This is a genomic window from Gluconacetobacter takamatsuzukensis (genome assembly GCF_014174275.1).
Lineage (GTDB): Bacteria > Pseudomonadota > Alphaproteobacteria > Acetobacterales > Acetobacteraceae > Gluconacetobacter > Gluconacetobacter takamatsuzukensis.
Map to the genome: position 1 here is coordinate 1 of NZ_JABEQK010000016.1, position 23,855 is coordinate 23,855.

The 23,855-nt window shown below is 60.2% G+C and carries 20 protein-coding genes and 1 tRNA gene; 12 read left to right on the top strand and 9 right to left on the bottom strand.

The window, feature by feature from the left end; all coding sequences use genetic code 11:
• Positions 1 to 34: 34 nt before the first annotated feature.
• A tRNA-Met gene (locus tag HLH27_RS15605) sits at positions 35 to 111 on the top strand.
• Here the strand turns inward: HLH27_RS15605 and HLH27_RS15610 are convergent.
• Positions 68 to 1,726 (bottom strand): recombinase family protein, encoded by a 1,659-nt coding sequence (locus HLH27_RS15610; protein ID WP_182951026.1) that lies wholly within the window; start codon positions 1,724 to 1,726, stop codon positions 68 to 70. The genes HLH27_RS15605 and HLH27_RS15610 overlap by 44 nt on opposite strands.
• Positions 1,727 to 1,738: 12 nt before the next feature.
• Complete coding sequence (locus HLH27_RS15615) at positions 1,739 to 1,933, bottom strand: hypothetical protein (protein WP_182950976.1); 195 nt, start codon at positions 1,931 to 1,933, stop codon at positions 1,739 to 1,741.
• 392 nt (positions 1,934 to 2,325) lie between these two features.
• Here HLH27_RS15615 and HLH27_RS15620 point away from each other — a divergent pair, with 392 nt between their 5' ends.
• The 9 genes from HLH27_RS15620 to HLH27_RS15660 all read left to right on the top strand — a co-directional run bounded on the left by HLH27_RS15620 (position 2,326) and on the right by HLH27_RS15660 (position 11,025).
• Positions 2,326 to 4,320 (top strand): ParB/RepB/Spo0J family partition protein, encoded by a 1,995-nt coding sequence (locus tag HLH27_RS15620; RefSeq protein WP_182950977.1) that lies wholly within the window; start codon positions 2,326 to 2,328, stop codon positions 4,318 to 4,320.
• 88 nt (positions 4,321 to 4,408) lie between these two features.
• Positions 4,409 to 5,311: a hypothetical protein gene (locus HLH27_RS15625; protein WP_182950978.1), complete on the top strand. Its 903-nt coding sequence runs from the start codon at positions 4,409 to 4,411 to the stop codon at positions 5,309 to 5,311.
• 126 nt (positions 5,312 to 5,437) lie between these two features.
• Positions 5,438 to 6,622, top strand: a complete 1,185-nt coding sequence (locus tag HLH27_RS15630) for a DUF932 domain-containing protein (RefSeq protein ID WP_182950979.1) — start codon at positions 5,438 to 5,440, stop codon at positions 6,620 to 6,622.
• A gap of 83 nt (positions 6,623 to 6,705) precedes the next feature.
• Complete coding sequence (locus HLH27_RS15635; protein WP_182950980.1) at positions 6,706 to 7,146, top strand: hypothetical protein; 441 nt, start codon at positions 6,706 to 6,708, stop codon at positions 7,144 to 7,146.
• Positions 7,133 to 8,182 carry a DUF7146 domain-containing protein gene (locus tag HLH27_RS15640; protein ID WP_182950981.1) on the top strand — a complete coding sequence of 350 codons (1,050 nt, stop codon included), beginning with the start codon at positions 7,133 to 7,135 and terminating at the stop codon, positions 8,180 to 8,182. Before HLH27_RS15635 ends, HLH27_RS15640 begins: the two co-directional genes overlap by 14 nt.
• 323 nt (positions 8,183 to 8,505) lie before the next feature.
• On the top strand, positions 8,506 to 9,432 hold the full coding sequence (locus tag HLH27_RS15645; RefSeq protein WP_182950982.1) for a DUF2493 domain-containing protein: 927 nt from the start codon (positions 8,506 to 8,508) through the stop codon (positions 9,430 to 9,432).
• A gap of 163 nt (positions 9,433 to 9,595) precedes the next feature.
• Entirely contained in the window at positions 9,596 to 10,021 is a 426-nt protein-coding gene (locus HLH27_RS15650) for a hypothetical protein (protein WP_182950983.1), read from the top strand.
• Between the two features lie 3 nt (positions 10,022 to 10,024).
• On the top strand, positions 10,025 to 10,300 hold the full coding sequence (locus HLH27_RS15655) for a hypothetical protein (protein ID WP_182950984.1): 276 nt from the start codon (positions 10,025 to 10,027) through the stop codon (positions 10,298 to 10,300).
• 20 nt (positions 10,301 to 10,320) lie between these two features.
• Positions 10,321 to 11,025 (top strand): hypothetical protein, encoded by a 705-nt coding sequence (locus HLH27_RS15660; protein ID WP_182950985.1) that lies wholly within the window; start codon positions 10,321 to 10,323, stop codon positions 11,023 to 11,025.
• A gap of 540 nt (positions 11,026 to 11,565) precedes the next feature.
• Here HLH27_RS15660 and HLH27_RS15665 read toward each other — a convergent pair.
• Both HLH27_RS15665 and HLH27_RS15670 read right to left on the bottom strand, forming a co-directional pair.
• Positions 11,566 to 11,955 carry a hypothetical protein gene (locus HLH27_RS15665; protein ID WP_182950986.1) on the bottom strand — a complete coding sequence of 130 codons (390 nt, stop codon included), beginning with the start codon at positions 11,953 to 11,955 and terminating at the stop codon, positions 11,566 to 11,568.
• The gene (locus tag HLH27_RS15670) at positions 11,948 to 12,730 is read right to left on the bottom strand and encodes a DUF2335 domain-containing protein (protein ID WP_182950987.1); all 783 of its coding nucleotides are present in this window, start codon (positions 12,728 to 12,730) and stop codon (positions 11,948 to 11,950) included. The genes HLH27_RS15665 and HLH27_RS15670 overlap by 8 nt, the downstream gene beginning before the upstream one ends.
• Before the next feature lie 317 nt (positions 12,731 to 13,047).
• Between HLH27_RS15670 and HLH27_RS15675 the strand changes: the two genes are divergently transcribed.
• Complete coding sequence (locus tag HLH27_RS15675; RefSeq protein ID WP_246375948.1) at positions 13,048 to 13,719, top strand: tyrosine-type recombinase/integrase; 672 nt, start codon at positions 13,048 to 13,050, stop codon at positions 13,717 to 13,719.
• Between the two features lie 60 nt (positions 13,720 to 13,779).
• On the opposite strand, the gene HLH27_RS15680 is transcribed toward HLH27_RS15675, so the two are convergent.
• From HLH27_RS15680 to HLH27_RS15695, 4 genes are all read right to left on the bottom strand, one after another.
• Positions 13,780 to 17,832 carry a hypothetical protein gene (locus HLH27_RS15680; protein WP_182950988.1) on the bottom strand — a complete coding sequence of 1,351 codons (4,053 nt, stop codon included), beginning with the start codon at positions 17,830 to 17,832 and terminating at the stop codon, positions 13,780 to 13,782.
• Between the two features lie 861 nt (positions 17,833 to 18,693).
• Complete coding sequence (locus tag HLH27_RS15685; RefSeq protein ID WP_182950989.1) at positions 18,694 to 19,962, bottom strand: hypothetical protein; 1,269 nt, start codon at positions 19,960 to 19,962, stop codon at positions 18,694 to 18,696.
• A gap of 2 nt (positions 19,963 to 19,964) precedes the next feature.
• The gene (locus HLH27_RS15690; RefSeq protein WP_182950990.1) at positions 19,965 to 20,918 is read right to left on the bottom strand and encodes a hypothetical protein; all 954 of its coding nucleotides are present in this window, start codon (positions 20,916 to 20,918) and stop codon (positions 19,965 to 19,967) included.
• A 12-nt stretch (positions 20,919 to 20,930) separates the two neighbouring features.
• Entirely contained in the window at positions 20,931 to 21,458 is a 528-nt protein-coding gene (locus HLH27_RS15695; RefSeq protein ID WP_182950991.1) for a hypothetical protein, read from the bottom strand.
• Between the two features lie 703 nt (positions 21,459 to 22,161).
• Between HLH27_RS15695 and HLH27_RS15700 the strand changes: the two genes are divergently transcribed.
• Positions 22,162 to 22,440 carry a hypothetical protein gene (locus HLH27_RS15700; protein WP_182950992.1) on the top strand — a complete coding sequence of 93 codons (279 nt, stop codon included), beginning with the start codon at positions 22,162 to 22,164 and terminating at the stop codon, positions 22,438 to 22,440.
• Positions 22,441 to 22,606: 166 nt separating this feature from the next.
• Here HLH27_RS15700 and HLH27_RS15705 read toward each other — a convergent pair whose 3' ends face one another.
• Complete coding sequence (locus HLH27_RS15705; protein ID WP_182950993.1) at positions 22,607 to 23,206, bottom strand: glutathione S-transferase family protein; 600 nt, start codon at positions 23,204 to 23,206, stop codon at positions 22,607 to 22,609.
• Positions 23,207 to 23,855 lie beyond the last annotated feature (649 nt).

The window sequence follows — 23,855 nt, forward strand, 5'->3', positions numbered from 1 at the left end:
GTCGCCGCCAGGTCTTCCAGTCTACCCTCACCCCCGCGGGGTGGAGCAGCCCGGTAGCTCGTCAGGCTCATAACCTGAAGGCCGCAGGTTCAAATCCTGCCCCCGCAACCAACGATACTTGCGATATGAACGCATCAAGAACGCCACTGTCCGGATGGACCGTGGCGTTTTTCTTGTGCGCCGCGAACTGCAGGATCGCCGCCAGGTCACCGCGCAGGATGATCGCCAGTTCGCCGTCGGCTGGCTGGAGCGTGATCTGCGAGACGAGCGCGCGCAGGCGCTCGGCCGCCTCGGTCTTCGTCTCCTCGGCCTGAAGGCTTTCATAGAGAGACGCGATCCGCTGCTGATAAATCTCCGCCATGTTCGGGTGGAGAAGGGGGGGCGGTTCCTCAGTATTAGCAAGACGCTCTGCCACTTCGGCCTTGCGTGCTTCCAACCGCTTCATGTCGTCGACGATTGCCTGGATTGGTCCACCAGCCTTGAGCGCGGTTAGAAGTTTTGCCAGCTCCCGATCGATGCGGGGCAGTTCTGCCCGCATGGCGACAAGATCGGCACCGTGTTCCATCCGAAGCCTGTTCACCTCGCGGGTGAACTCGTTGCAGAATTCCTTGAACAGATCAGGTTCCATTAGATGCGTGCGTAATCCGCTCAGGACTGATGCTTCCAGCGCGTCGCGACGGATGTTGAGGCGGTTTTCGCAGGTGCCCTTGTTGCGTGCCGTCGAGCAGCCGAGCAGATCCTTCGAGATCATGCTGTAGCCACCGCCACAGCAGCCGCAGCGGATCAGACCGGCAAAGAGATGGCGAGGACGCCGCCGTTCACTGAGGGTCTCATTGCCGGTTTCGGGCATCGTGAATGTTGTCTGCTCCTGGCGCATCTTCACGGCGTCCCACAGATCCTGCTCGACAATCCGTAGCTCCGGCACGTCCTGGATCACCCATTCGGATTCAGGGTTGAGGCGTGAGACGCGCTTGCCGGTATCGGGATCCTTGAGATAGCGCAGCCGGTTCCAGACCAGGCGCCCGACATACATTTCGTTATTGAGGACGCCGGTGCCGCGTTCCCGATTGCCGTGAATGGTGGATGGCCCCCATTCGCGTCCCTGCGGACCTGGAACGCCATCCCGGTTCAGTTCCATGGCGATCGTGCGGGAGGACTTGCCGCGCGTGTAATCGGTGAAGATCCGCCTGACCGTGCGGGCTTCTTCCTCGTTGATGGTCCGGTCGCCCCGGATACGCTCACCCCTGGCGTCAAACTGGCGCACCACGTCGTAGCCGTAGGAATTGCCACCGCCGGACTTGCCGTCTTCGACGCGTCCGCGCAGCCCTCGCCGGACCTTCTCGGCCAGGTCCTTGAGGAACAGGGCGTTCATCGTACCCTTGAGGCCGATATGCAGGTGTGTGACATCGCCCTCGGAGAGGGTGATGATCCGGACGCCGGAGAAGGTCATCCGCTTGAACAGGCCCGCGATATCTTCCTGGTCGCGCGACAGCCGGTCCATGGCTTCGGCCAGCACGATCGTGAAGCGGCCGCGCGTGGCATCTTGGATCAGTTCCTGAATGCCGGGGCGGAGCAGGGAGGCGCCCGAGATGGCGCGATCGGTATAGCTGTCGACGATCGTCCAGCCCTGTTTCTCTGCATGAAGCCGGCAGAGGCGTAACTGATCCTCGATCGAGGCATCACGCTGGTTTTCGGACGAATAGCGGGCATAGAGCGCGACCTTCACAATCCCATCTCCCTAATCCTGGAGATCGCGTCGCCTCGCGGCCTCCACTTCAGCGTTGACGAAATCCCGTGCGGCCTGGCGGGCCAGAAGCCGGACCAGGCTGACCAGCCGCGGATCGGCTCCAGTGCGTAACGGCGTCACGTTGGCGTCCGAGACGTCGAGAACGAGCTGCAGTCTGGCAACTATCGTATCGCGTTGGCGTGCCATGTTCCCGTCCTTTCTGCATGGACATTCGGAGAGTCCTGAAGGCACTGTGGATGTTGGGCATGATGTGCGGGAACATAAAAATAATAAGAAACAAAGAGATATTCGGAATGGATAGGGCTTCAGGATAGACACGAATATCCACGGATATCGTCGTCGGCAATGTCACAAGTTAGTGAATTGCGACTATAATGGTCGTATTCAAATTCCAAGAGGACAGACTCGCATGATGGATTGGGGCGGATGTGCCGTCAGTAAAGCCGCATCCGTGTAATCCCGAGGATACGTTTTGCCGCTTCTTGGGGCCGGGAAAGAGGAAGAGGGAAGTGGGGTTTTCGTGACGGATTCAGGGGTGGAAGAGAGGCTTCCGCCCGTCCGTCACGGAGTGTCCCGCCATGGCGAGTGCCATCCAGAAAATCGCCCTTAATGCGTCCCGTGATATCCCCTTCAACAAGCTGGTGCTGTCGCAGTCCAACGTGCGGCGTGTGAGGGTCGGTCTGTCGATCGAGGAACTGGCCCGCGATATCGAACGTCGGGGGCTTCTCCAGAGCCTGAACGTCCGCCCCGTCCTGAACGGCGAGGGGGCAGAAACCGGCGCCTATGAAGTGCCAGCCGGCGGCCGTCGCTTCCGCGCGCTCGAACTGCTGGTAAAGCATAAGAAACTGGCCAAGACGGCCCCGGTGCCCTGTGTCGTACGCGAGGCCGGATCGGCCATTCTCGCCGAGGATGATTCCCTGGCCGAGAATGTCCAGCGCGTGGCCCTACATCCGCTGGATCAGTTTCATGCCTTTCGCGACATGCTGGAGAAGGGCATGTCCGAGGACGAGATTGCCGCCGCGTTCTTCGTCGTGCCGGCCGTGGTCAAACAGCGCCTGCGCCTCATGACCGTTTCGGACAAGCTGCTCGAGATCTACGAGCAGGATGGCATGAAGCTGGAACAGCTCATGGCCTTTTCCATCTCGGATGACCACACCCGTCAGGAACAGGTCTGGGAGATCGTCTCCCAGAGCCACAATCGCGAGCCCTATCTGATCCGCCGCATGCTGACGGAAAAAACCGTGCGCGCATCGGATCGCCGCGTGCGCTTCGTCGGGCTGGATGCCTATGTTGCAGCTGGCGGCCATGTCATGCGCGATCTGTTCGAAGCCGACGACGGCGGATGGCTGGACGATCCCACCCTTCTCCACCGGCTGGTGATGGACAAACTGGCTGGGGCGGTCGAGGAGATCCGCACCGAAGGCTGGAAATGGGTCGAGACGGCGCTGTCCTTCCCGTGGGGACACGCGCGGGGCTTCGCGAGGATTGAAGGTACGCCGGTTGTAATCTCGGAAGAAGAAGTTGCGCGTCTGACCGCTCTGCACAGCGAGCAGGAAACCATCGAGGCGGAATACGCGCAGGCCGATGAATTCCCCGAGGACATTGATATCCGGCTGGGCGAGATCGAGCAGGCCATCGAGGCGCTGGAGGAACGCCCTGTGTCCTTCGATCCGGCGAACATGGCCCGCGCTGGTGCCTTCGTCAGCCTGGATACTGACGGCACGTTGCTGGTCGAGCGGGGTTTCGTCCGGCCGGAAGATGTGCTGGTGGAACCCGAGGACGGTCACGATGCACCCGAGAGCTATGATGACGCAGTCGCCCATCACCGCGCGGGTAACGACCTCGAAGGAATTGGGACGGAAGACGCCCCCGGCACCGAGCCCGAAGAGGAAGATGGGCTGAAGCCGTTGCCCGACCGCCTGCTGACGGAACTGACGGCTTGGCGCACGCTCGCCCTTCGCGACGCGTTCGCGGCCAATCCGCACATAGCGCTGACCGAACTGCTACACACGCTGGTGCGCGATCTCTACTGGCAGGTCTCGGGCGCGGATTGCCTGGAAGCGTATGTCCGGGACATCCCGCTGCGGGTGCATGCGCCGGATATGCCGGGCAGCATTCCAGCGCACGCCCTACGCCAGCGCAACGAGGGCTGGAAGCACGACCTGCCGGAGGACGAGGAGGCGCTCTGGCTGTGGCTCGACCGGCTGGACGACACCAGCCGCCTGGCGTTGCTGGCCCATTGCCTGTCTTTCGGCGTCAACGCGCTTTACGAACGGATGCCGCCCTATGGTGCCGTGTCCCAGCGCAGCGTCTCCGAACGACTGGCCCGCGCCGACCGGCTTTCTACCGCGCTCAGGCTCGACCTAGCCGAGGCGGGCTGGCAGGCGACGGTGGAGAACTATCTCGGTCGCGTCACCAAGGCGCGCATTCTCGAAGCCGTGCGCGAGGCGCGGGGTGACGAGGCTGCCGAGCGGCTGCTTGAGGGCACCGGATGGCTACCGGAGGCACTGCGGACACCGATTTCGGCCGACAAGCCGACGGACGTTCCAGCCGCCGACATCGCCGCCGAATAACATTTCACATTCCTGATCGCCGAATGACCCGGCCTGCACACTCTGTGCGGGTCGCGGTCTCGCGCGTCTCCAACAATGGAGAAATCCGATGTCGCATTTCAATGTGTTCGTGACGGGCGAGGATATTGAAGAGCAACTCGCACCGTTCCAGGAAAACAATATGGGCGATTGTCCGCCCGAATATCTGACATTTTGTGATTGCCACGACGAATGCGTGGCCCGCTGGGAAGAGGTCGACCAGAACGGTGTGCCGCATAAGGAACGCTTCAGGACATTCGATCACTTCGTCAGGGAGTTCTTCGGCTATCTGCGCCATCGTGATACCGGTCACTACGGCTATTTCGAAAATCCCGATGCCAAATGGGACTGGTACGAGATCGGTGGTCGGTGGTCCGGCGAACTGATGATCCGACAGGAGGCGGCGCCCAACTATCAGGCCATCCATCGGTCGCCAGAGGGGCGGATCCTGGTCGATGAAGCCCGTCGAGGGGATATCGACTTCGGGGCGATGGAGCGCCAGGCATGTGATGCGGCGATGAGCCGATGGCAGCAGACGCGAGAGATCGCCCAGAAGACCATGTCCTTCGACGACCTCCACGCCATACGGAGTTGGGAGGATATCCGGACAGAGATGCAGCGTAAGGCGGGAAATAGCGACGAGGCCCGGACGCGATATTGGGAACAGAAAGGCCTCTCAGAACTGCGTCAGGCGCTTTTTGACGCGCAATTATGGGGCTGGGATACTTCACCGGAAGGTATCGCCGCGATGCTTTCCCGCAAGCCGGAAGAGCATGCTGCCGATCGGGCTCGCCAGAGTTGGTTGCCGTTCGCCTTGCTGCATGAGGGCGAATGGATCGAGAAGGGCAGGATGAACTGGTTCGGCATGGCGGTCGACGAACTCGATGACGCAACATGGGCGAGCAGAATCCGTGATCTGATCCTTGGTCTGCCCGGCGACACGCGTATCGCTGTTGTCGATTGCCATATCTGACCATGATATCGGGCGGCTCCTGGGGAACGGGGGCCGCCTTTTTTCATGTCGATCCGCCGGGAAAGAGAGAGTGAGAGGGAGGCTTCGCCTCTGATGCCGAATGTCCGGCAAGAGAGGAGAGTTCCCATGTCCGCTTCGATTATGTCTTCTGCCCGTACCGGATTCCGCATCGACCCGTCGCGCGGCGAACGCAGCGCCCGCGTATCGTCCGAATGGTTCTCCCGCCCGGATGATGAGCGTTACTTGTCCCTGTCCGACCTACATGCGGCCACGCTCGCCCGTGCGGATCGGGCCATCGCCCGCACGGTGGAAAGCCGCGCCATTCGCGTGGAGGCCGCGCGCGACAATGCCGAGCGTCTGACCCTGACCGTGCCAGGGCAGAATGACCCGATCGCGCCCACCCACTGGTCGTTCGGCCAGATGTGCAGTCTGGTCGGCGCGCCATCGTCATACCTGCGCAATCTCCCGGCTCCGCTGGCGGCGATCAACCTGCAGCACGGGCTGCTGTCGCACCGCGCCGAACTGGTGAAAACGTTGGAGACCGAAGACGGTCGGGTGGAACTGCGCGCCGTGACCGGCCCCGATTATGGTCGCATCTGGGACCACGAACTGGTCGGTGCGGTGCGGAAGATCGCTGGCGATGGCACAGGCGATACCAATTGGAAGGTGCCGGGTGTGATCGATTGGGCCACCATGACCCATAATCCCTATGTCGACATCACCAAGGAAACGACGACGCTGTACGCATCAGATCGCGATGTGTTCCTGTTCCTTGTGGACGATACACACCCGATTGAAGCTGGCCGTTTGCCCAACGGCGACCCCGATCTCTATTTCCGGGGTTTCTATGCCTGGAACAGCGAGGTCGGTAGCAAGAGCCTCGGCATCGCCTCCTTCTATCTGCGCGGTGTGTGTCAAAACCGCCTTTTGTGGGGCGTAGAAAATTTCGAACAGATCACGATCCGGCATAGCAAGTTTGCAGCATCCCGTTTTGTGCATCAGGCGACACCGGCCCTGCGGAATTTCGCCACGGCCAGCCCGGCCTCGTTCGTCTCCGGCATCCAGGCGTCACGCCGTGCGCTGGTGGCGAAGAATGACGAGGATCGTGAAACCTTCCTGCGTCGTCGTGGGTTCTCGAAACCGGAAACCAACAGGATCATTGAAACCGTGTTGAACGAGGAGGGACGCAAGCCCGAGAGCGTGTTCGATTTCGTGCAGGGCATCACGGCGCTGGCCCGCACCAGGGCCAATCAGGATACGCGGCTGGATCTGGAGGAGAAGGCCCGCAGGCTGATGGAGCGTGCTTCCTGAAAGCCGCTTTTCTGTCTTTCCGTAAAGACGTTTTTACGAGCCCGGCCCCTGCGCCGGGTTTTTTCGTTTCGGGAGTTCTTCCGATGGCTGATTTCTTCACGCATTTTTTCTGCGTGCTCGATGTGGGCACGGTGGAAAACGCTGCCAAGGCGCTCGACCTCTACAACGCGTTCATGGACGAACTGGCGGCGGAAGATCCACCGTCTGACGGATTCATTCTGTCGATCGTGCCCGAATATGGCGGCACGAAACTCTGGATGCACGACGAGACAACCGGAGATCCGCAGCAGGTGGTGGAATTCGTGCTACGCTGTGCGCGAACATTCCGGTTGCGGGGCCGATGGGGATTCCAGTGGGCCAATAGCTGTTCACGTCCCCGGACCGGCGCGTTCAGCGGTGGTGCGCATCTGCTTGACCTTGGCAGGCGCAAGACGATTTCATGGATGACCACCGATCGCTGGCTGGCGATCGCCCTCGACGGAGGCGATCCCGACACAGGAGGGCAGGGCGATGACCTTGCATGACGCGGGCGAACTGGCCCGCCGTCTGGCAGAGAACGCAGAGGCGGTGTGCCGGCGGTATCTGTCCGCCGGTCGCCGTCACGGCAATTACTGGCTGGTCGGCGACGTGCGCAATGCGCCTGGCCGGTCGCTGTTTGTCCGGCTGCACGACACCGCCAATGGCAGGGCCGGCAAATGGACCGACGCGCAGTCGGGCGAGCATGGCGACCTACTGGACGTGATCCGCGAAAGCCTCGGCCTGGTGGATTTCCGTGACGTGGCCGACGAGGCGCGCGCCTTCCTCAGCCTGCCTCGACCCGATCCGGTCCCGTCGTCGCGGGATCGTCCGGTTCAGGAGCGCGGACCTGCCAGTTCTTCCGAAGCCGCACGCCGGCTGTGGGCCATGTCCGGGCTGATCGCGGGCACGCCCGTAGAAACGTATCTCCGTAGACGCGACATTACGCTTTTGCACGGAGCCGGAGCCCTGCGTTTCCATCCGCGCTGCTTTTACCGCCCGGATGAGGACGGTCCGACCGAGACCTGGCCGGCCATGATCGCCGCCGTCACTGACCTCGACGGCACTCTGACCGGTGTGCATCGCACCTGGCTGGCGGCGGAAGGGCGCGGCAAGGCGCCGGTCGATCATCCGCGCCGCGCCCTGGGCGGCCTGCTCGGCCATGCCGTGCGCTTCGGGGTGGCGTCCGATGTGCTCGCCGCCGGGGAAGGCATCGAGACGGTGCTGTCGCTGCGGCAGGTTCTGCCCGATCTGCCATTGGCCGCATGCCTGTCCTCGGCGCATCTCGCGGCCCTGATCTTTCCGCCGCTGCTGCGCCGTCTCTACGTCCTGCGCGACGACGATCCGGCCGGGGATCAGGCGCTGGCGACGCTGCATGCCCGCGCGGATGACGCCGGGATCGAGTTGATCGGCCTGTCACCCCGGCTGGGCGATTTCAACGACGATCTCCGTGCCCTCGGACGCGGTGCGCTGCGGGCGATCCTGCATCCGCAGTTCGCACCAGCGGACGTGGCACGCTTTTTTCTGGAGACTGCCGGCACCTGAGCGGGCCGGAAAGAGGGGCGGGCGGTTTCCGTTTTCGTCTGACGGGCCTGTTGTGCCTCCCGTCCGGCAGGTCCGTGCCCCGGCCTTTCAGATGGGGAGCGGGCGTCAGCCGGGCCGGGCCTGCAATGGCGGGAGCCGGCTATTTTCCGTCGCGCCCCTTTGGGGCCGCTTTACATCGCGAAACAAAATAGCCGGCCCCCTGCCATCCTTCGCTGCGCTGCGGCCGCGCGCGAGCGCGCGGTTCCGGCCCGTCCCTGGTCTGCCGCTATCCGCCCCCGGAAAGGCCGCGAAGGGCGCGGCCGGAGACCTGGGAGGACAGCCTCATGACCCGCACACAGGACGATTTCGAACCGCCGCACGCCGCTTCATCCACCGCCCATGTGCTGGCCGAACTCCAGATGTATGGCTACCGTCCCTTCGAGGCCGAGCCCGATCCAAGGCCGCTGCCCGAAGCTCCGCGCATCGGGGGTGCTGTGGCCGACATCTTCGACGCCATCGCCGCGACGCTGACCGACACACGGCTGGAACCCGACCTCGAGGCGTTGCTCTGGTCCACCGTGAACATCTTCCACCGCATGGTCGGCCAGGTCGAGCGTGAGCTTGACCGCAACGAGCAGGCGCAGAAGCGCAGCCAGCAGGAACAGGATGGCAGCGAGATCCGCTCGGTGGACCTGGAGCGGCTGATCGCCGAAGGGCTGACCCTGATCGAGCGCCGCAACGCCTACGAGATCTTCCGCGACGAGGCGCAGGAGCAGTTCGAGCGCCTCACCATGTCAGCATGGCGCCCGAAGACCGGCTCGCTGGTCTCACGCCGCAGGATGACGGCCTCCATGATCGATAGCCGCGACTTTCTCAACGCCCGTCGTAAGGCTGAGGGCAAATTGCTGGTGCCGCCCGGTCCCAAGGTGGTCGTCACTGGCGGCCTGGATTTCGACGACCATATCCTGATCTGGGATAGGCTCGACAGGATCCGGGCCAAGCATCCCGACATGGTGCTGCTCCACGGCGGCTCGCCGAAGGGGGCGGAATTCATTGCCTCACGCTGGGCTGACCACCGCGAGATCATGCAGATCGCCTTCAAGCCGGACTGGACGAAGCATGCCAAGGCAGCGCCCTTCCGTCGTAACGATGCCATGCTCGACACCATGCCGATCGGCGTCATCGTCTTTCCTGGCACCGGCATTCAGGAGAACCTGGCCGACAAGGCAAAGCGCCTCGGTATCCCGGTCCTGCGGTTTAGCGGCGGATGACCGGTCCCGCCCTCATACCGGACATCAAACTAACATCAGCTATTTCCCTAAAGCTGCCATTGTCGGCCATCCTCATGCAGATAGCGCGCAGAATCCGATTGACATGCGACTTGCAATACCGCACGAAACGTGCAGTCTAGCACGAAAGATGCGAGAATGCGCGATGGTTGATGAAGTTGCCCCCCCTCTTCGTTACTTCAAGGCGGGAGACCCAGTGCACGTCCGGGCCCAGCAGATTTGGCTGATCCTGGTGTCTAAAGTGATGTCGTCCCCACGCAACCCACGGCGCCCCACGGTCATAACCTACGGTGATCTTGCCGAAGCCATGGGCATGGACCGCCGCGCCGGTATTACGCTCAATCGGCAACTCGGGGTCGTCGGTGACATTTGCGTTGCCAACGATTTGCCGGCGTTGAACTGCATCGTCATCAATGACCGGCTCAACGCGCCCGGCGATCACGTCGTCACGCGTCCGGGCCGGACGTGGCAGCAGGAGCAGGCGGACGCCATGGCTACCAATTGGTTTATGGTCAGGGTGCCGACTACTGGGACGCTACGCAAGATTCGAACGGCGGCTGTGGCGCAGTAGGCGATGAAGCACTTCGCAACGAAAGTATGGGGCGTGGATTCGTGCCGCCTGCCGCTGGCGACGTTCGGCGTCAAAGGCTTTGTCGATCGACTGCTGTTCCGGCAGCTGACGATGGTCGCGACAGCAGGCGTGGGGGAGATTGATGATCCTGCGGACGTTGACGCCATCATGGCGATGACTGCGGTCGAGACATGCTGGAGCTACGGGCGCTCAAACGGATGGGGCGATTGCACTGCATCCACGTCAAGCTGCAATTCGTATGGACGAACATCTTTCTAAACATAATCGAGGAGGGCTAGATGGATCTGTCTTACTGGATGCGGCAGCGCACCGACATTATCCGGCTATTCTACGACAAGGGGCGCGTGCCCTTCGAGCAACTGAAGCGCGATATCGAGGAAGAGGTGCGGCCATGGGAGCCACCCTACTTCAACCCCGAGACCGACGACCCGGAGCCGGCGTTTCTTGACGAATGGATGCAAGCGGACCAGACTCGCGAGCTAGTCGGGATGCTGGCGGTGTCTCTTCTCGCAGACACCTTGAGCCTTTACTTCGTGGAGCTTGAGCGCGAGATCGGCATCGCGTTTGTCGATCAGAAAGAGCGCGTCCGCCTGTTCAAGCAGGGGAAGGTCGAGGCCTATCGGCAGATCATTGAGCACGTCATGGGCGATACGTTCAAGAATTGCCCCGTCAGTTTCGATGTCATCGAGCAGGTGATCCTAGCCCGCAACGACTTCACCCATGGCCAAGATTTCATCTCGTTCCAGACGACGCACAACCAGCGGACCGTCGAAAAGCATCCTAATCCATTCTTCACTAGTGCCAACGAGCATCTCGCCGAAGGCGACAACCTGGAGTGGCGATGCCCTTCGATCGAAATCAGTCGGGAGAAGCTGATGGCCGCTATCGACGAGGTGGAGAAGTTGGCCAACTGGGTACACCAGAACGACGAAGCTGTGTGGGAATGGCGCACCCGCATGCGGGCGGCCAAGGCCAGCAATTAAGCGGCGCTCCGAGCATGGCTCGTGTTTGACGCACGACAGATCCAAGTGCGGTTTGCTTCCGGCTACAGATAAGCGATTGTGATGCGCCAGTAAGCGCAGCCGCTATCGCCGCAAAACCCTTTATCGGCTCGACGGAAACAAAGCCGGCAGGCGGGAGTCGCCTTCTTCGCGGACACACAGGCGGTTAGAAGAGCTTCCCGAAAGCCGACATTGCTAGGCGAGCCGGGATAGACCGGGTTTGGGACAAACCCGCCTTTCGCGCGCCTGTCCTGAACGGCAGTATGAGCCGGAACCGGTCGTTCCTCAACTAGTCCGCAGGCGAATACCTAAGTTCACTCCGTTATGGTCTCCGGAAATGCAAATCGTGATGATCCAGTTCGGATAGCTGACGGTCGTTCATTACCTGTCGGGGCGCAAAGGCGTGGTCTCGTTTGATTATACCTCAAGAAGGCCGAAGTCCTTTATAGGCCTATCCTAGGAGACCGGAACTGCCTGCGTAGCCGATCTCCGAGGACATCAATCCGGCAGCGGGTCACGCGGTCAGGTCGATGGAGTTGCACCGCTCGACGGTAAAGTACGCGCCTTACGTTGAGGTCGTGCAGGAGCATCGGTGACTGGAGAAAGCTTTCCTATCGATGCGGGGCTCAACACGACCTTCCATATTGAGGCGAACAGTCCGAGCACATCGGTGAGCAATGCACCAGTCGCGATACTCACTGTGGTCGTTGAGTAGTTCTCAGGTGCGAACACGATATACCCACATAGTATTGCTATGAGAGGTAGCAATACAACGGCGGTGTAACCCATTGCCAGTCTGAGAATAAACCAGCGTTCTTGGTGTATGAGCGTTTGATTAAATGTCTCGCGTTCTTGACGAAGGCGCTCCATAGCGGATTCCAGAGCGATGGCATCCGCGGTGATGTCACTCATGAGCAGCACCTTCGGATTTCTTGCTGCCCGATGTATGTTCGATCAACAATCGGGTAAAGATATGTGTAAGTATTGCAACGGCAGCGCCGCCAATTGTGGATGCGACAGCTATACTTCCGCTAAAATTTCCAGTTACGGCAATTCCAACACCTACAATTGCGACAAGGAGCGAAACGGCCAAGCTGGTCCCTATTTCGCGTCTTATTTTTATCGTCTTCTCAATCTCTAGTCGATGTAGCTGCTCTCGCTCAGCCATCGCAATCAACCGATCCACCGCGCCGGGCATAATTTGCTCATACCGAGCCAGTTGATCTGGTGGCGGTAGAGGGCCGGAGTAATTCTCCGTGGAAATGGTCCTCCGGTCTGTCTCCAGCGCCGTAACGATCATATCAACGGATAACTTCAAACGCTCAGGCGTTGTTGCATCCGCATACTGGAATTGCCGGAGGAATGGCAGATCACTTACATCCTCCTGCACCTTCAGAGGAATGATCTTAGGAGAGCCCTGCGCTTCGTTTGCTGCCAATGCATTGGCGAGCTCACTTGCCATGAACTCGCTATTACCCGCTGCTTTGGAAACCAAAACTACGAAGGCGCGGGCGTTCCGAAGCGCTGCAATTTGTACAGTTAGAACATTCTCGCCGGCACCTATTAAGGTCTTGTCGAACCAAACAGACAGTTCACGCTCTTCCAAAGCGTGGGCGACTTGATCTGCCTTTGCACGATCTGCCGAAGCATAACTCAAAAAGACGTCGATGGGGCGGTTTTGCGACATTCATCTAACATGTCACCAAACGCGGATGATTTCGAGGGGAGAACCGCGCCGCTTTTGCTGGAGGGTTCAACTCTGTAGTGCTGTATGAACGAAGGCCCGCCTTCGGTGATTGCACGGGAGTCTCTGAACGGCGGCTTAGTTAGCGGGCCCCGACCGGCAGTTCGAGGAGCGGTGAATGGCTGGTGTCTGCCTGAGCCGACATACCCTGCACCGCATCGGAACGGCGTATTGTGGTCGGGCAGGAGCGTCGCAGCATTTCACCTTCATTAAGCGGGAAGCGTTCTTCAGGTGGCCATTCTGGCCATTGGAGAATAATCATGGACATGCCTCAAACCGAACCCGCTGCCACCCAGCGCAAGGTCTGGAATGCGGGGAGGGCCGTCGGCGCGAAGCGCGCGCTGAAACCAAAGGAAATATGGGAGACCCGATTTTACCTCAATCAGCGTCGCCGCTTGCGAGACCGGGCGCTGTTCGACTTGGCGATCGACAGCAAACTCCGGGGTTGCGACCTGGTGCAGATGAAGATTGGGGACATTGTCAGCGGCGGGCAGATCCGAACCCGCGCGATCATGATGCAGCAGAAGACAAACAGGCCTGTTCAGTTTGAACTGCTCCCCGACGCCCGTGCCAGCCTGTTGGCATGGCTTGAACGCCGGGGTGGCACGGTAGAAGATTATGTTTTTCCAAGCCGGGTTGATCATAACGGTCATCTAAGCACCCGCCAATACGCCCGGGTTGTCGATGAATGGGTAACGGGAGTAGGTCTGATGCGAAGTGAATATGGCACTCATTCACTTCGCCGCACGAAGGCGTCAATCATCTACCGGGCGACAGGCAATCTGCGCGCCGTCCAAATCCTTCTTGCCATAGCAAGATCGAGAATACGGTCCGTTATCTCGGGATCGACGTGGAAGACGCACTTGCCCTCGCCGAGAACACTGAAATCTGAACCCAAAGGCTCCTCGCTACTGGCGGGGAGCCATCATTGAGCGAACCCCCCTGGCTCACGCCGAACCGGGCGATCTCACGCAACAGGTCGAAGGGCTTTTTCACGCTTTTGGCTCCTTGGGGTTGAGCCAGCGCAGGACCTCGTGGCAGACCGCCGGGTCGCCCAGATCCTTGACGAGCTCATCATCGGCAATCGTCGCGGGGCCGCTCCGAAGCCAGGCAATCGCTGGATGGCCTGTGGGAAGGAGCGCCTCCAACGCCTCGGTCACTTCCGGACGCTCTTCGCGGGTTAGCCAGATCGCAAGGAGGACGAGAACGCGCCGCTTCGGGCGCGCTGCCAGATACTGTGCGAGCTCGATAACGAATTTGCTCGGGCCACGATAGGCGGCGACAAGCACGAGCGAAGCGGCGACGCTCGGCATGCGGGTCGCGACTGTCGCCGCGTCGATGTTGGCTACAACGGCCGCATCTAGACTCTCCGATTTGGAGACGAGGGCATGAGCAGCCGCTCGTCGCACAGCTGGGCGACCGGGCGAACAGGCGCGATCTAGCAGGCGCTCCTGCATCGCCCGCCCGCCATGCGTGACGAGCAGTTCAAAGACGTCGTAGCGGAGCTTTGGATCGGTGGTCTCAATCCCGAGCGTGTCGAGACGTTCAAGATCATCGTCTGGCAGACTTGGCAGTGCCGCAAGCGCGGCAATCGCCTGGTGGGCGATGGGGAAGTGATCATCCTCTTCGTATCGCCGATAGGAAGCAGACCACTGGTCATGTGCCAGCGACATCAACGTCGGAACATGGTCGGGATGGGGCTTTGCACCTAAAAGCGCCACCAGAGCTTTCCGAACCGGACTCCCCTCCGCCTTTGCAAGTTCGAGCAAACCCGCAGGAAGTGGGGCTTCCAAGGGATCGCCGACCGCCTTAAGGGCGGGCGCGACGACGTCGGCGAACATGTGGTCAAGCGCGTCTTCGACGATCGGGTTGAGGCCAAGCGCGATTGCGGCGGTTATCGCTTCGGCACACGGATGCGCATCCTCCCAGGAGACCCTGGCTTCAGCAAGCGTGGTCTCAATGTCTGGCGCGACATTGGCTCCCAACACCGCGTGTTGCTTGATCCGCAGCCGCCGAACGTCGGGGCGTGTTCCCGGCGTAGCTGCCAACAACGCTGCCGCTGGTGGCGGGAGCGGAACGATCTCGGCCGCATTGCTTCGCAACGCGCGGGCGGCGTATGCGATAGCCGCGTAGTCCGCAGGCATTAGGTTCCTGGCGGCGTTGGCTTCATCTTCTTCCGGGCTCGGAGCGTCATCGTCCGGCTCATGGAAATTCCCACTCCTAGTGTGTTGAGCGAGGATGTGGCCGAGATCGATTGCGAGTTCGACCGCTCGCTCCTGTTCACCGGCAGCGATCAGGCCGTCGAGAATTTGCGGCAACTGTTCCCGGTGATGGGCAATCAAACACGACAGTGCTGCCGTCCTGACATCTCTGTCGTCGAGCCCTTTCCGGATTCGTTCGATTAGACGATCATGATAGGTCTCGTCCCAATGATGACGAAGCGCGTGCCAGATCGCATCCTCGTTCTCGCGGTCCCGAACGATCGACCAGGCACCATCAAGCTCCTCTGAGCTAGGCGAAGTTCCTTCGCGGGCGTCGGCTGCGAGCGATCGCATCCAGTCAGCCTGAAGGGCTTCAGCATGAGGATGCTGGGCCAGCTGCTGCCAGCCTTTGACCTCACGCACCTTATCGACATAGGCGCGCAGGAGTTGCTGGGCAGTATGTCCGTCGTCTTGATCGGCGAGATGCTCCATATATTCTTCGGAATAGACGCCGTTGATGTAGGCGAGGCGTTCCTTGCGGTCCGTCTCGGGATCGCTCGGTGTGGGCGAAAGCTCAGCAACAGCGGCGTCAACGATGGTTTCGAACCCGTCGAGATCGCGCAAAGCTCCCTCGGCCAGCGTGTCGACGACCGGGTCAAACCCATTTCGAACGATTCCGGCGGTCGCCTCGAGATAAACTGGGGTCAGATCGGGCGCGAAGCGCTCGAGATCGGCCACGAGCGCGGAACCGTAGCCGGTTCGATCATTCGGCAGCATCTCGCGGACGAACCGTGTCGCAATCGTCGGCATCTGCGGCGCATGAGCCATTCGTTCGTACCAATCCTGGCCATGCCCCGGCGAACTCCAGTGCATCAGGTTGGCGAAGGTTCTGTCGGGCCGATGGTTGATGTATCGCGCGAATTCCGCGCCGACCGACTCCTCCGATCCGACCGCGGCTGCGATCCGAAAATGTTCAGGAATGCGCGTAGCGGGATCTGAGAACTGTTGATCGATCCAGGTGTCGATCGCTTTTTGCGCGGCGGGTTTCGCCGATACAGCCAACTCCTCCACGCGACCTGTCGCTTCCAGAATGCGTGCCGCGATCCCCGATCCCCAGGCAGCCCCAGGGCCGTCTGGATCCGTCAACACGTCAATCAGCGTCCGAAGCGCGACAGCAGCAGGAATAGGATCGCGCTTCAGCGCGGCCTGAATGCCGGCCTCCACTCGAGGATGATAATAGGTCGCGTCGCCTTCGCCGACGCGCAGATTGCGTGCAGCCGCGAAGAAATCGATAAGGGGTTGGACGCCGCGGTCGAATCGGTCACCGCGTTCCGCCAGATCGACTTCCAGCGATCGAACGGTCCGGATCGAGAGCTTCTCGCTCGCCTTCAGGAGCCCCCAAATCACGGCAGCGGCTGCGACATCTTTCCGTTCCCGAATCTGCTCGACGACCGTTAGTTCGATCGACTCCTCATGCGCTCGGTTCATCGCCGCCTTAACGAATCCAGCGCTATTATTGGGCTCGGGCCGCCCGGACGTTCTCATGGCATCGAAGAACTTTTCGATCTCGAGCGGTGAGGCGAGCTCGTCGAGCACCTGCTTTTCAGCATCGGCAGCGAGCATTTGCACATCGCGAGGCAGCGTGCCGATCCGGGTTCGATAGAGCTCGCTGCGCTCCTTTGGGCCGTAATGTTCGACCTCGAGCGGCACCAACCACGGCTCGATGGTGCTGAGTACGCCCGCCGACACACCCACGTCGCGACGGGTCGTGACGACGATACGCCGATCATGTGTGGCGCCGGAAAGAAAGCGGGCAAGTTGGTCGTTCCAAGGGCGGCTGGCTGGCTCGAAATCGAAACGGCCCCACGGGTCCTCGATGTCGTAAAGGACCGGAGGATCAGTCTTGTCGTCGCGAAGTTGCTGCGGTCCTTGCCGGATCGGCTTTGATGACATGCCAGGATTCTCGGCGCGCAACTCCTCGTAGAGTTTGCGCGTCGCCAGTGTCTTGCCAGTTCCCGACTGACCGATGATCACGGCGGCATATCCGGGCGAGCCCATCGCCTCGCGCAGCGCCGCCCAGTTCTTGGGATAGATGTAGTTCTCGAGCTGCGGCGATGTCGCGAGATAACCGTCATGTTCCCGGATAATGTGGGCGACTTCGTCGCGCTGCCACCGGCCACCGCCGACCCGCCGAACGCGCATGCGCGCTTCCTCGCGGAGCTTGTGGAGGCATTCTATCCAGCGGGAATAGGGAACCCCAAAGCGCTCGATCAGGAGACGCTTAATCTCCCCGACCAGCTTGTCTTCGTCGAGGTTGGCGATGATGCCCACACGTCCGGCAGCTTTGGCGGGAAGGCTGGAAACTGTCGTCGCTGGCATTCCACCTGGTTTGGGCCAGCTTCCTGCTCGGCCGACGCGCAGGCCTCGCGTTTCACCGTTAAGGGCAGCGCTGGTGATCAGAAGGTACCGAACATCAGAGTCCGCGAGGCGTCGCGCCGCAGAGAGCCGGCGCGCACCACCATGCTTCAGCAGCGCATTGATGCCTGCGACCGTCCAAGCATCGCCGCCACGGAGCTTTGCCTGCACGACAAGCTTATAGCCGTCGGCGGAAACTTTCGTCGCCAAGCGGCCAGGCTCGCTCTCGGTGAGCTCTGCCTCGATATCCTCCTCGGTTGCGGGCTCGAGTTCGATCGATTGGGCAATCTTGTTCGCGAGTAGGAGATCCAGCGCGAGCCATACCGACACATCGACCTGGTAATCATATCCAGCGAGGGAATGGGCTCCAGATCCGGCGCCATCATCACCTTCGTCCAGCGGAAGCGAGGGCTTTTCACCGTCAGTCATGCGGACGATCTCCGTCATTCACGACAACGAGTCCCATAGAGTTTGAGCATGTGCACTTCATACGAAACAATCTGCCATCGGGTTCAGGTTTAGCCAATCTGAGATGCGCGATCGGCTAGTAAGACGACGCGGATTTTCCGCGTCCGGGGACGCCAGTGAGGCAGCCCTATATCAAAATCGACGCGGAAATATTTCCCGCTCCTCGGTCATTGCGGCGCGCGACGTACAGGCTGAAGATGCTGGGGCTGAGCCAAACCCGCCGCGGTTCACACCGCCGTGCCGGTAAGCTGAAAGTCGGCAACTAGGAAGTGTCGAGATGGCTCCTACGATTGACGGGCGCAAAACCGACCAACTGGTTCGCGCAACCGGAACGGCGGATTTCAGCAAAAGCCGACTTTCACATCAACGACGCTGAATGGCTTGAGTTGGTCGGAAATCGTCATGAACTTGAACGCTGCGAATGGCAGCTTCCGGTCAGGCCTTCCCGATAACCGACATCCCGTTCTCCCCCCTGATCTGCCTGTCCGCTCAGTGATGCAGGAGCAGACAGGCGGCAGTCGCCTCATGTCGGACATAGGGCGCCTCTTCGTACATCTCGATAGCGGACATCTGTCGCCACTGATAACGCCAAATCGAACAGAGGCATTGCGCAAAAATCTCATTACACTAGAAGCTCGCCGCTATGCTTTGACGCCAGTTCCCCACGGAGCGCCTCAAGGGCACGCCGTGATTTGAACTCCGCCGCATATCGCAAGTCCGTCCTCTCTGAGGTAGGATTGTATCTTACACACCTGTCCGTAAAACAGGACTCTCCTCTATATTGTTCAACTTCGCCAAATCAGAGCTCCCAATAGGTCATGGCTAGACAACCGCCATTTGGTTGCGCTCGGTGAGAAGGGCTTCAGCCACCTCCGAGAAAATTTTCTGGGGCATGTTCCCACGAAGCCACTTTTCGGCTTCGAACGCAACGAGTGCGGCTCGGTGGCGCGTTTCACGACGATAAATGCCGTGATCGGGAAGCCGACTCTGGACCGAGGGTAGAACGAGACAAGCGGATGCGAACAGCGCGACTTCAATCGCGAGGTCGCTTTTCTCCGCGGCAAGCTGAGGGGCTGCGAGAAACGAAAACAGGAACTGGCCGACAGACATCGGAGCATCAGCCTGAGCCTTGTAGGCATCTGCTAACTCCGCGGGGACTGCAAGCTCTGCAAGAAGCCCGACCGGATCGTCTTCCCGCTGGCTGAAATACCAACCAAACCAACGCCAAGAATCGGGCTCAAAAAATCCGTGCAAAACCTCGGGCCATAGATCGGCGCCCCCCCCGGTCGCCAGAAATGCGAGGATTAACGAAGGGATAATCTTTGAAGTGTCGACACTCTCGGGAAGAGGCCAATACGGCCCGAAAGGTTTCAGGTGATCAAATCGTTGGGTGAGCCAATTTTTTATCACCGTGTTACCTTCCGCAGCCGCATAAGCTTCCTCCGCCAATCCCGCGGATGCAATTGCTTGGAAGAGCCGCAGCAATCTTGATCTCTGTCTTGTCGAACTTTCGAAGTCGCCGTTTGTCTGAAAGACAGCGATCTGCTCGAGTGCCAATGCGAGCGCACCGCGACCAAGGCGCCGTTTTGCGAAGGTGCCGCTTCCTTTTGCCTCAGTATCGATAAACCCGACGGGCAGCGCCGCGCCGCGAGGTATATTGACCTCCGGCGCCTTGAACTGCTTGACGATCCCACGCAGATCAATGAGCGGATCCTCGCCCGTGAGGTCCGCCGGCCCCTCGGTTGGTCCTGGTGGTGGCTCTGGGGTGACGCTTGGCTCCGGTCCTCCGCCACCACCTCCCCCACGGCGTAGATAGGATCTCCTCACGAACTCCACGACGTCGTCTAGCTGGTTAAACGGAAGCTCACCATCTTCGTCGAACAAACCTGCTTGGAACTGGTAGCGCGTCGCGGAAAAGGCGATGCTGCGGCTTACTTGGACGGGGGCGAAAGCAGGTGGCTCCAAGAAGTATGTTACCTGCGCTGCGTCAAGATCCATCACATCTTGCAAATCGCCATCACGATAACTTGCGAAAGCACGGCCCGATCGGGGATCCAGCGCGTCTATATACCACTTTTGGGTCGGGTTCATGGTCAGGACCTCGTTCGCGATGTGGTCGACACGACCCGAACGGGCACGCCGTGCTGAACCAGTGAACGCTCAGCCTGGCGCCGTTGGTGGCGCCATTTGAGAGAGGCAGCGTCCGGTATGGGGCCGGAACGAAGCCGTTCGTCGATCCGGCCGTCCTCAGCAACACTCGCGGCAGAAAGCCTCGCCTCTTTAACGTCCTTAACAGAGAAGGATCCGATCCGCAGCACTTCGATATAGTCCTCATCATCGAGCAAGCCGTCGGAGACCTGGCCCGTCGTCAGGCGCCTCTGGCTCTGACGATACGCAAAAATCTTGATGGCGGCGACTGCGGAAAGGTCATCGCCCCATCGGCCGGACATATGCTGGGCTTCCTGCAGAAGCGTCGCTGGTGTCGTCGTCATGGCCGATTTCGGTGCACGGACGAGGTCGTAGGAGTTGCTTTCCAGAATCACCGACTGCGCCAGATTCTCTGGCGATTCCAGCACCAGGCAAATGTCACCATAGAAGCGAATACCGGTGCCGTTCAACTCTGCCGCGACAAAGTAGATATCCTTCGCCGATTGCCCAACAAGTTCCGCCAAGGCTTGATCGACCCGTTCACGGGTCGCTGAGACGGCTTCCGGATTTTTGCCGAGCCGGACGAGGTCATAAGCGTTAAGATAGGCGTTCGAGCCGCCAAGGCAAAAGCCGGGGACATGTTCAGATGAGATGTTCACCACGCATATCGCCCCAGAAGCGTGCTCCGCAGGTGGCGAGAGCGTCATGGCGACCATATCGGCGTTTGCCTGTGGCATGCCGTTCGGCATCCCTGGAATCGCATCAAGCTCGGTGACCCGTTGGCTTCGGCGTGCGGACCAAGTGGAGTGTTCTAAAACCTTTTTTTTCTTTCTCGAGCAGAAAATGTAAGCATTTAAAGTAGCAATGGAGGCTTTTATTCCCCACCAAGTTATCGCCATGCCTCGTCCCCTCTACTTAAAAACCTTGACCACCGAAACATTGTCGGTTGTCGATTTGGTTTCCTTTGCCTCAGCCAATTTCACATTTGTACGATTGACGAACACGAATGCAGCCAAGACACTGATACCGACGATCAACCCCAGCATCTGGGCGATATGCGCCACCCGACGTCCGCGCGTGATCCATTTACGATAAGCTTTCCCACAGCGATAGTCGCGATGATAGTCGCGATAGCTGATGTAGAATTTCTCCCAGCCGTAGAGATTTAAGAGGCCGCCGATTGTTGATATAGCGAGCGCAACCCAACTGCAGGCGAGAATCATTGGATAATCGATGCGCATCAACGCAGGTGGGAATGAAGTTGTAAACGCGAATAGCGCCGCCGAGAGCGCCAGCATCGTCTTGCTCAACTCTAGCCTGTAGTTGTTCGCAAGGGTAATATTGGTGTGAACGATTTCGGTCGAAGGACGCTGGGACGGCGTGTCTCCTTCGTCTGTTGGTTCGCGGTCGCCTTGCCTTCGTTGATCCCCGTTTGGCATCTATGTTTCCTTCGGCTCAATCGGACCTGATCGGTGAGATCTCCGATTCAATTACGTCATACACATAATCTGTATGACGAAGCAGAGAATAGCTGCAATCGAATATTGGCGTCATCATAGACTGAACCGCACAGGGGGCCGTTGAGATCCGCTTTTGAAAACATGCATCGCGAAGCGGACAGGCCGCCTTCCCGCCCTATGCCGCCTATCTGAGATGCGTGGAGCGGAATGGAACATATACCCGCAACGTCGTCGCTAGCTGATCGATCGGCAGTCGCCCAAACGGTAGCCGGGCCAGAAATGACCGCAACATGCCGGCGAACAGCAGTACGGATGCCATGGTTGCCCGCGGCTCTGCGGCAGTTCGATATATTGCGCGCCCGTTATCCGAGGGTCGTGGTGTCGCCGCACGGTAGTCAGCTTCCTGGCTCCCTTGGTAAAGCAGGTCCCGGAAGAAGGTGCGGTCCATTGGACGCAGGCTAGAAGCAATCTCCGACAAACAGGGGTGTCTCCGTCCTGTCGCTTCCCAGCGTACCAGACAGGCTCGGCCGCCGTCGATGATGCGCGGCCCCTCCAAAATGCTGCGCATTTCGGTTCCTCCGCGCCCCGCTATGCGGCGCCAAAGGCGTCATCGACTGCCACCTCACCGTCTGAGCGCCGGAAGCTGTCCTCGGTGAGGAGGATAGCAACCATGGAGGTTCAGATGACCCAGCACATGCAACGTCCCGTTCCCGGCACCGATGCCTACTGGCGGGATCGGTGGGAAGCCTTTGCCCAGATCCGTAAGCTGGAGGGCATGATCGCCTGGCGCGACAGGCAGCCGCATTGGTGCATCATCGGCTATGTCGACGGTGAGCCCGACATCGATGCGAACGTCGAACCGTGGAACAGGGTGCATGACTATCAGCAGGCGCTGGCGGCCAATCCGACCATTGCCGAGATCCTTGGCGCACAGGGACGCCTTGCGCTTCTGACCGCCTGATCGGGCGGTCACCGGGAGCGGTGCCGGTCGCATTGCTCCCGAATTCATCGCCGGAGCGAAGGCTTCCGCTTGCCCGGCAAGCGGGCGGAGCCTTCCGCAAAAATGCCCTGAATGAGTGCGTTGTGAAACGCCCGAGCACCTCTGTCTGGAGGCAGACTCTTATAAATTAGGACCCCACGGGAATATAGCCTGGCAGGGTTTCAATCCGTGCCATCCATGTGCGGATCGCACCATATGGTTCCAGGTCGATCCCTCCTTCCGGGGCGAGCGCAATATAAGGATAGGCCGCACAGTCGGCGATGCTGGGCCCGCGCAGGGCCAGCCAGTCGCGATCCGTGAGGTGCGTATTGATCGTCGCCAGGACGTGCGCCGAGAGCCGCACAGCCTGATCGTAATTCAGTTGATACCCGAATTTGTGCACCAGTCGCGCATCGGCCGGACCATGCTGGATCTCATTGGCGCTGACCGAAAGCCATTGCGTGATCTGGGCACGCGACAGCGGGTCCGGCGGACACCATTCCGGTTCTGCGTATCTTTCCGCCAGATAGACCAGGATCGCCTGGGAATCCCAGAGGACGACTGCGCCGTCCTGTAGTACCGGCACCTGCTGCCAGGGATTCAACGCCGTGAACGCGGATTGCCTGTGCTCGCCTCCAACCAGGTCCACCTCCAGGATCTTCAGCGGAATGTCGGCAAGCGATGCGAACAGGCGGACTTTGTAGCAGTTTCCGGATGGCCCGCAATTATACAGCACACACTGTGCCATGACGTGCTCCCCTGTTGCTCTGGATCGTGTTCCAGCCTCTGTCGGAGGAGAATAAGACGTACCGATCAGTCGCAAAAGTGCTTCCGGAATCGGCTCTTTTGTCACGTTGCCAAACGTGCGTCGCAAAGTGTCCTTTAGCCAGGCCTGAAAGGCCCGCTCTCGGAATGCGGCCGCGTGGGCGGACTGTGGCGTGGACCCGGTCAAGGACGTGGTCCGCTACAGTCCCACCGCTGACGCCGGGCCATGAGCAGCGTGCCATCATCAGGCATGAAAGCGCCCTTTCTATACGCCGTTATAAAAGACATCTTTCCTGGTGCGCTGCCGGACATCGTCTGAGGCCGTGCAAGATGCACCGCAAAGCGCCGCCTTTACGATAGCACGCGGCGCTTTCAATCGCTATACGATTGGCGACTATTACAGTCGCATTTTGTCCGAACGGCATTGCGGATGACACGTTCATCTGCGCCGACCATGAACGCTCTCCCAACGCGACTGGCCTGGGCAGGTTTCGCCGCCACGTGGAGAACAGGGGCCGTCTCTTCAGATTTCCCATCCTACCATGCGTGGCCTAACCGCGTCGTGGACGGGCGGTGCCCCCAATTTTGCCGAACGCAAGGTGCGCGCGTGCCGCGCGCTGCTTTCCTTGCCT

Excerpts from the sequence above, each read along its gene's own strand:
- HLH27_RS15615 (WP_182950976.1), bottom strand. The coding sequence starts at position 1,933 with ATGGCACGCCAACGCGATACGATAGTTGCCAGACTGCAGCTCGTTCTC.
- HLH27_RS15620 (WP_182950977.1), top strand. The coding sequence starts at position 2,326 with ATGGCGAGTGCCATCCAGAAAATCGCCCTTAATGCGTCCCGTGATATC.
- HLH27_RS15625 (WP_182950978.1), top strand. The coding sequence starts at position 4,409 with ATGTCGCATTTCAATGTGTTCGTGACGGGCGAGGATATTGAAGAGCAA.
- HLH27_RS15630 (WP_182950979.1), top strand. The coding sequence starts at position 5,438 with ATGTCCGCTTCGATTATGTCTTCTGCCCGTACCGGATTCCGCATCGAC.
- HLH27_RS15635 (WP_182950980.1), top strand. The coding sequence starts at position 6,706 with ATGGCTGATTTCTTCACGCATTTTTTCTGCGTGCTCGATGTGGGCACG.
- HLH27_RS15640 (WP_182950981.1), top strand. The coding sequence starts at position 7,133 with ATGACCTTGCATGACGCGGGCGAACTGGCCCGCCGTCTGGCAGAGAAC.
- HLH27_RS15645 (WP_182950982.1), top strand. The coding sequence starts at position 8,506 with ATGACCCGCACACAGGACGATTTCGAACCGCCGCACGCCGCTTCATCC.
- HLH27_RS15650 (WP_182950983.1), top strand. The coding sequence starts at position 9,596 with ATGGTTGATGAAGTTGCCCCCCCTCTTCGTTACTTCAAGGCGGGAGAC.
- HLH27_RS15655 (WP_182950984.1), top strand. The coding sequence starts at position 10,025 with ATGAAGCACTTCGCAACGAAAGTATGGGGCGTGGATTCGTGCCGCCTG.
- HLH27_RS15660 (WP_182950985.1), top strand. The coding sequence starts at position 10,321 with ATGGATCTGTCTTACTGGATGCGGCAGCGCACCGACATTATCCGGCTA.
- HLH27_RS15665 (WP_182950986.1), bottom strand. The coding sequence starts at position 11,955 with ATGAGTGACATCACCGCGGATGCCATCGCTCTGGAATCCGCTATGGAG.
- HLH27_RS15670 (WP_182950987.1), bottom strand. The coding sequence starts at position 12,730 with ATGTCGCAAAACCGCCCCATCGACGTCTTTTTGAGTTATGCTTCGGCA.
- HLH27_RS15675 (WP_246375948.1), top strand. The coding sequence starts at position 13,048 with ATGGACATGCCTCAAACCGAACCCGCTGCCACCCAGCGCAAGGTCTGG.
- HLH27_RS15680 (WP_182950988.1), bottom strand. The coding sequence starts at position 17,832 with ATGACTGACGGTGAAAAGCCCTCGCTTCCGCTGGACGAAGGTGATGAT.
- HLH27_RS15685 (WP_182950989.1), bottom strand. The coding sequence starts at position 19,962 with ATGAACCCGACCCAAAAGTGGTATATAGACGCGCTGGATCCCCGATCG.
- HLH27_RS15690 (WP_182950990.1), bottom strand. The coding sequence starts at position 20,918 with ATGGCGATAACTTGGTGGGGAATAAAAGCCTCCATTGCTACTTTAAAT.
- HLH27_RS15695 (WP_182950991.1), bottom strand. The coding sequence starts at position 21,458 with ATGCCAAACGGGGATCAACGAAGGCAAGGCGACCGCGAACCAACAGAC.
- HLH27_RS15700 (WP_182950992.1), top strand. The coding sequence starts at position 22,162 with ATGACCCAGCACATGCAACGTCCCGTTCCCGGCACCGATGCCTACTGG.
- HLH27_RS15705 (WP_182950993.1), bottom strand. The coding sequence starts at position 23,206 with ATGGCACAGTGTGTGCTGTATAATTGCGGGCCATCCGGAAACTGCTAC.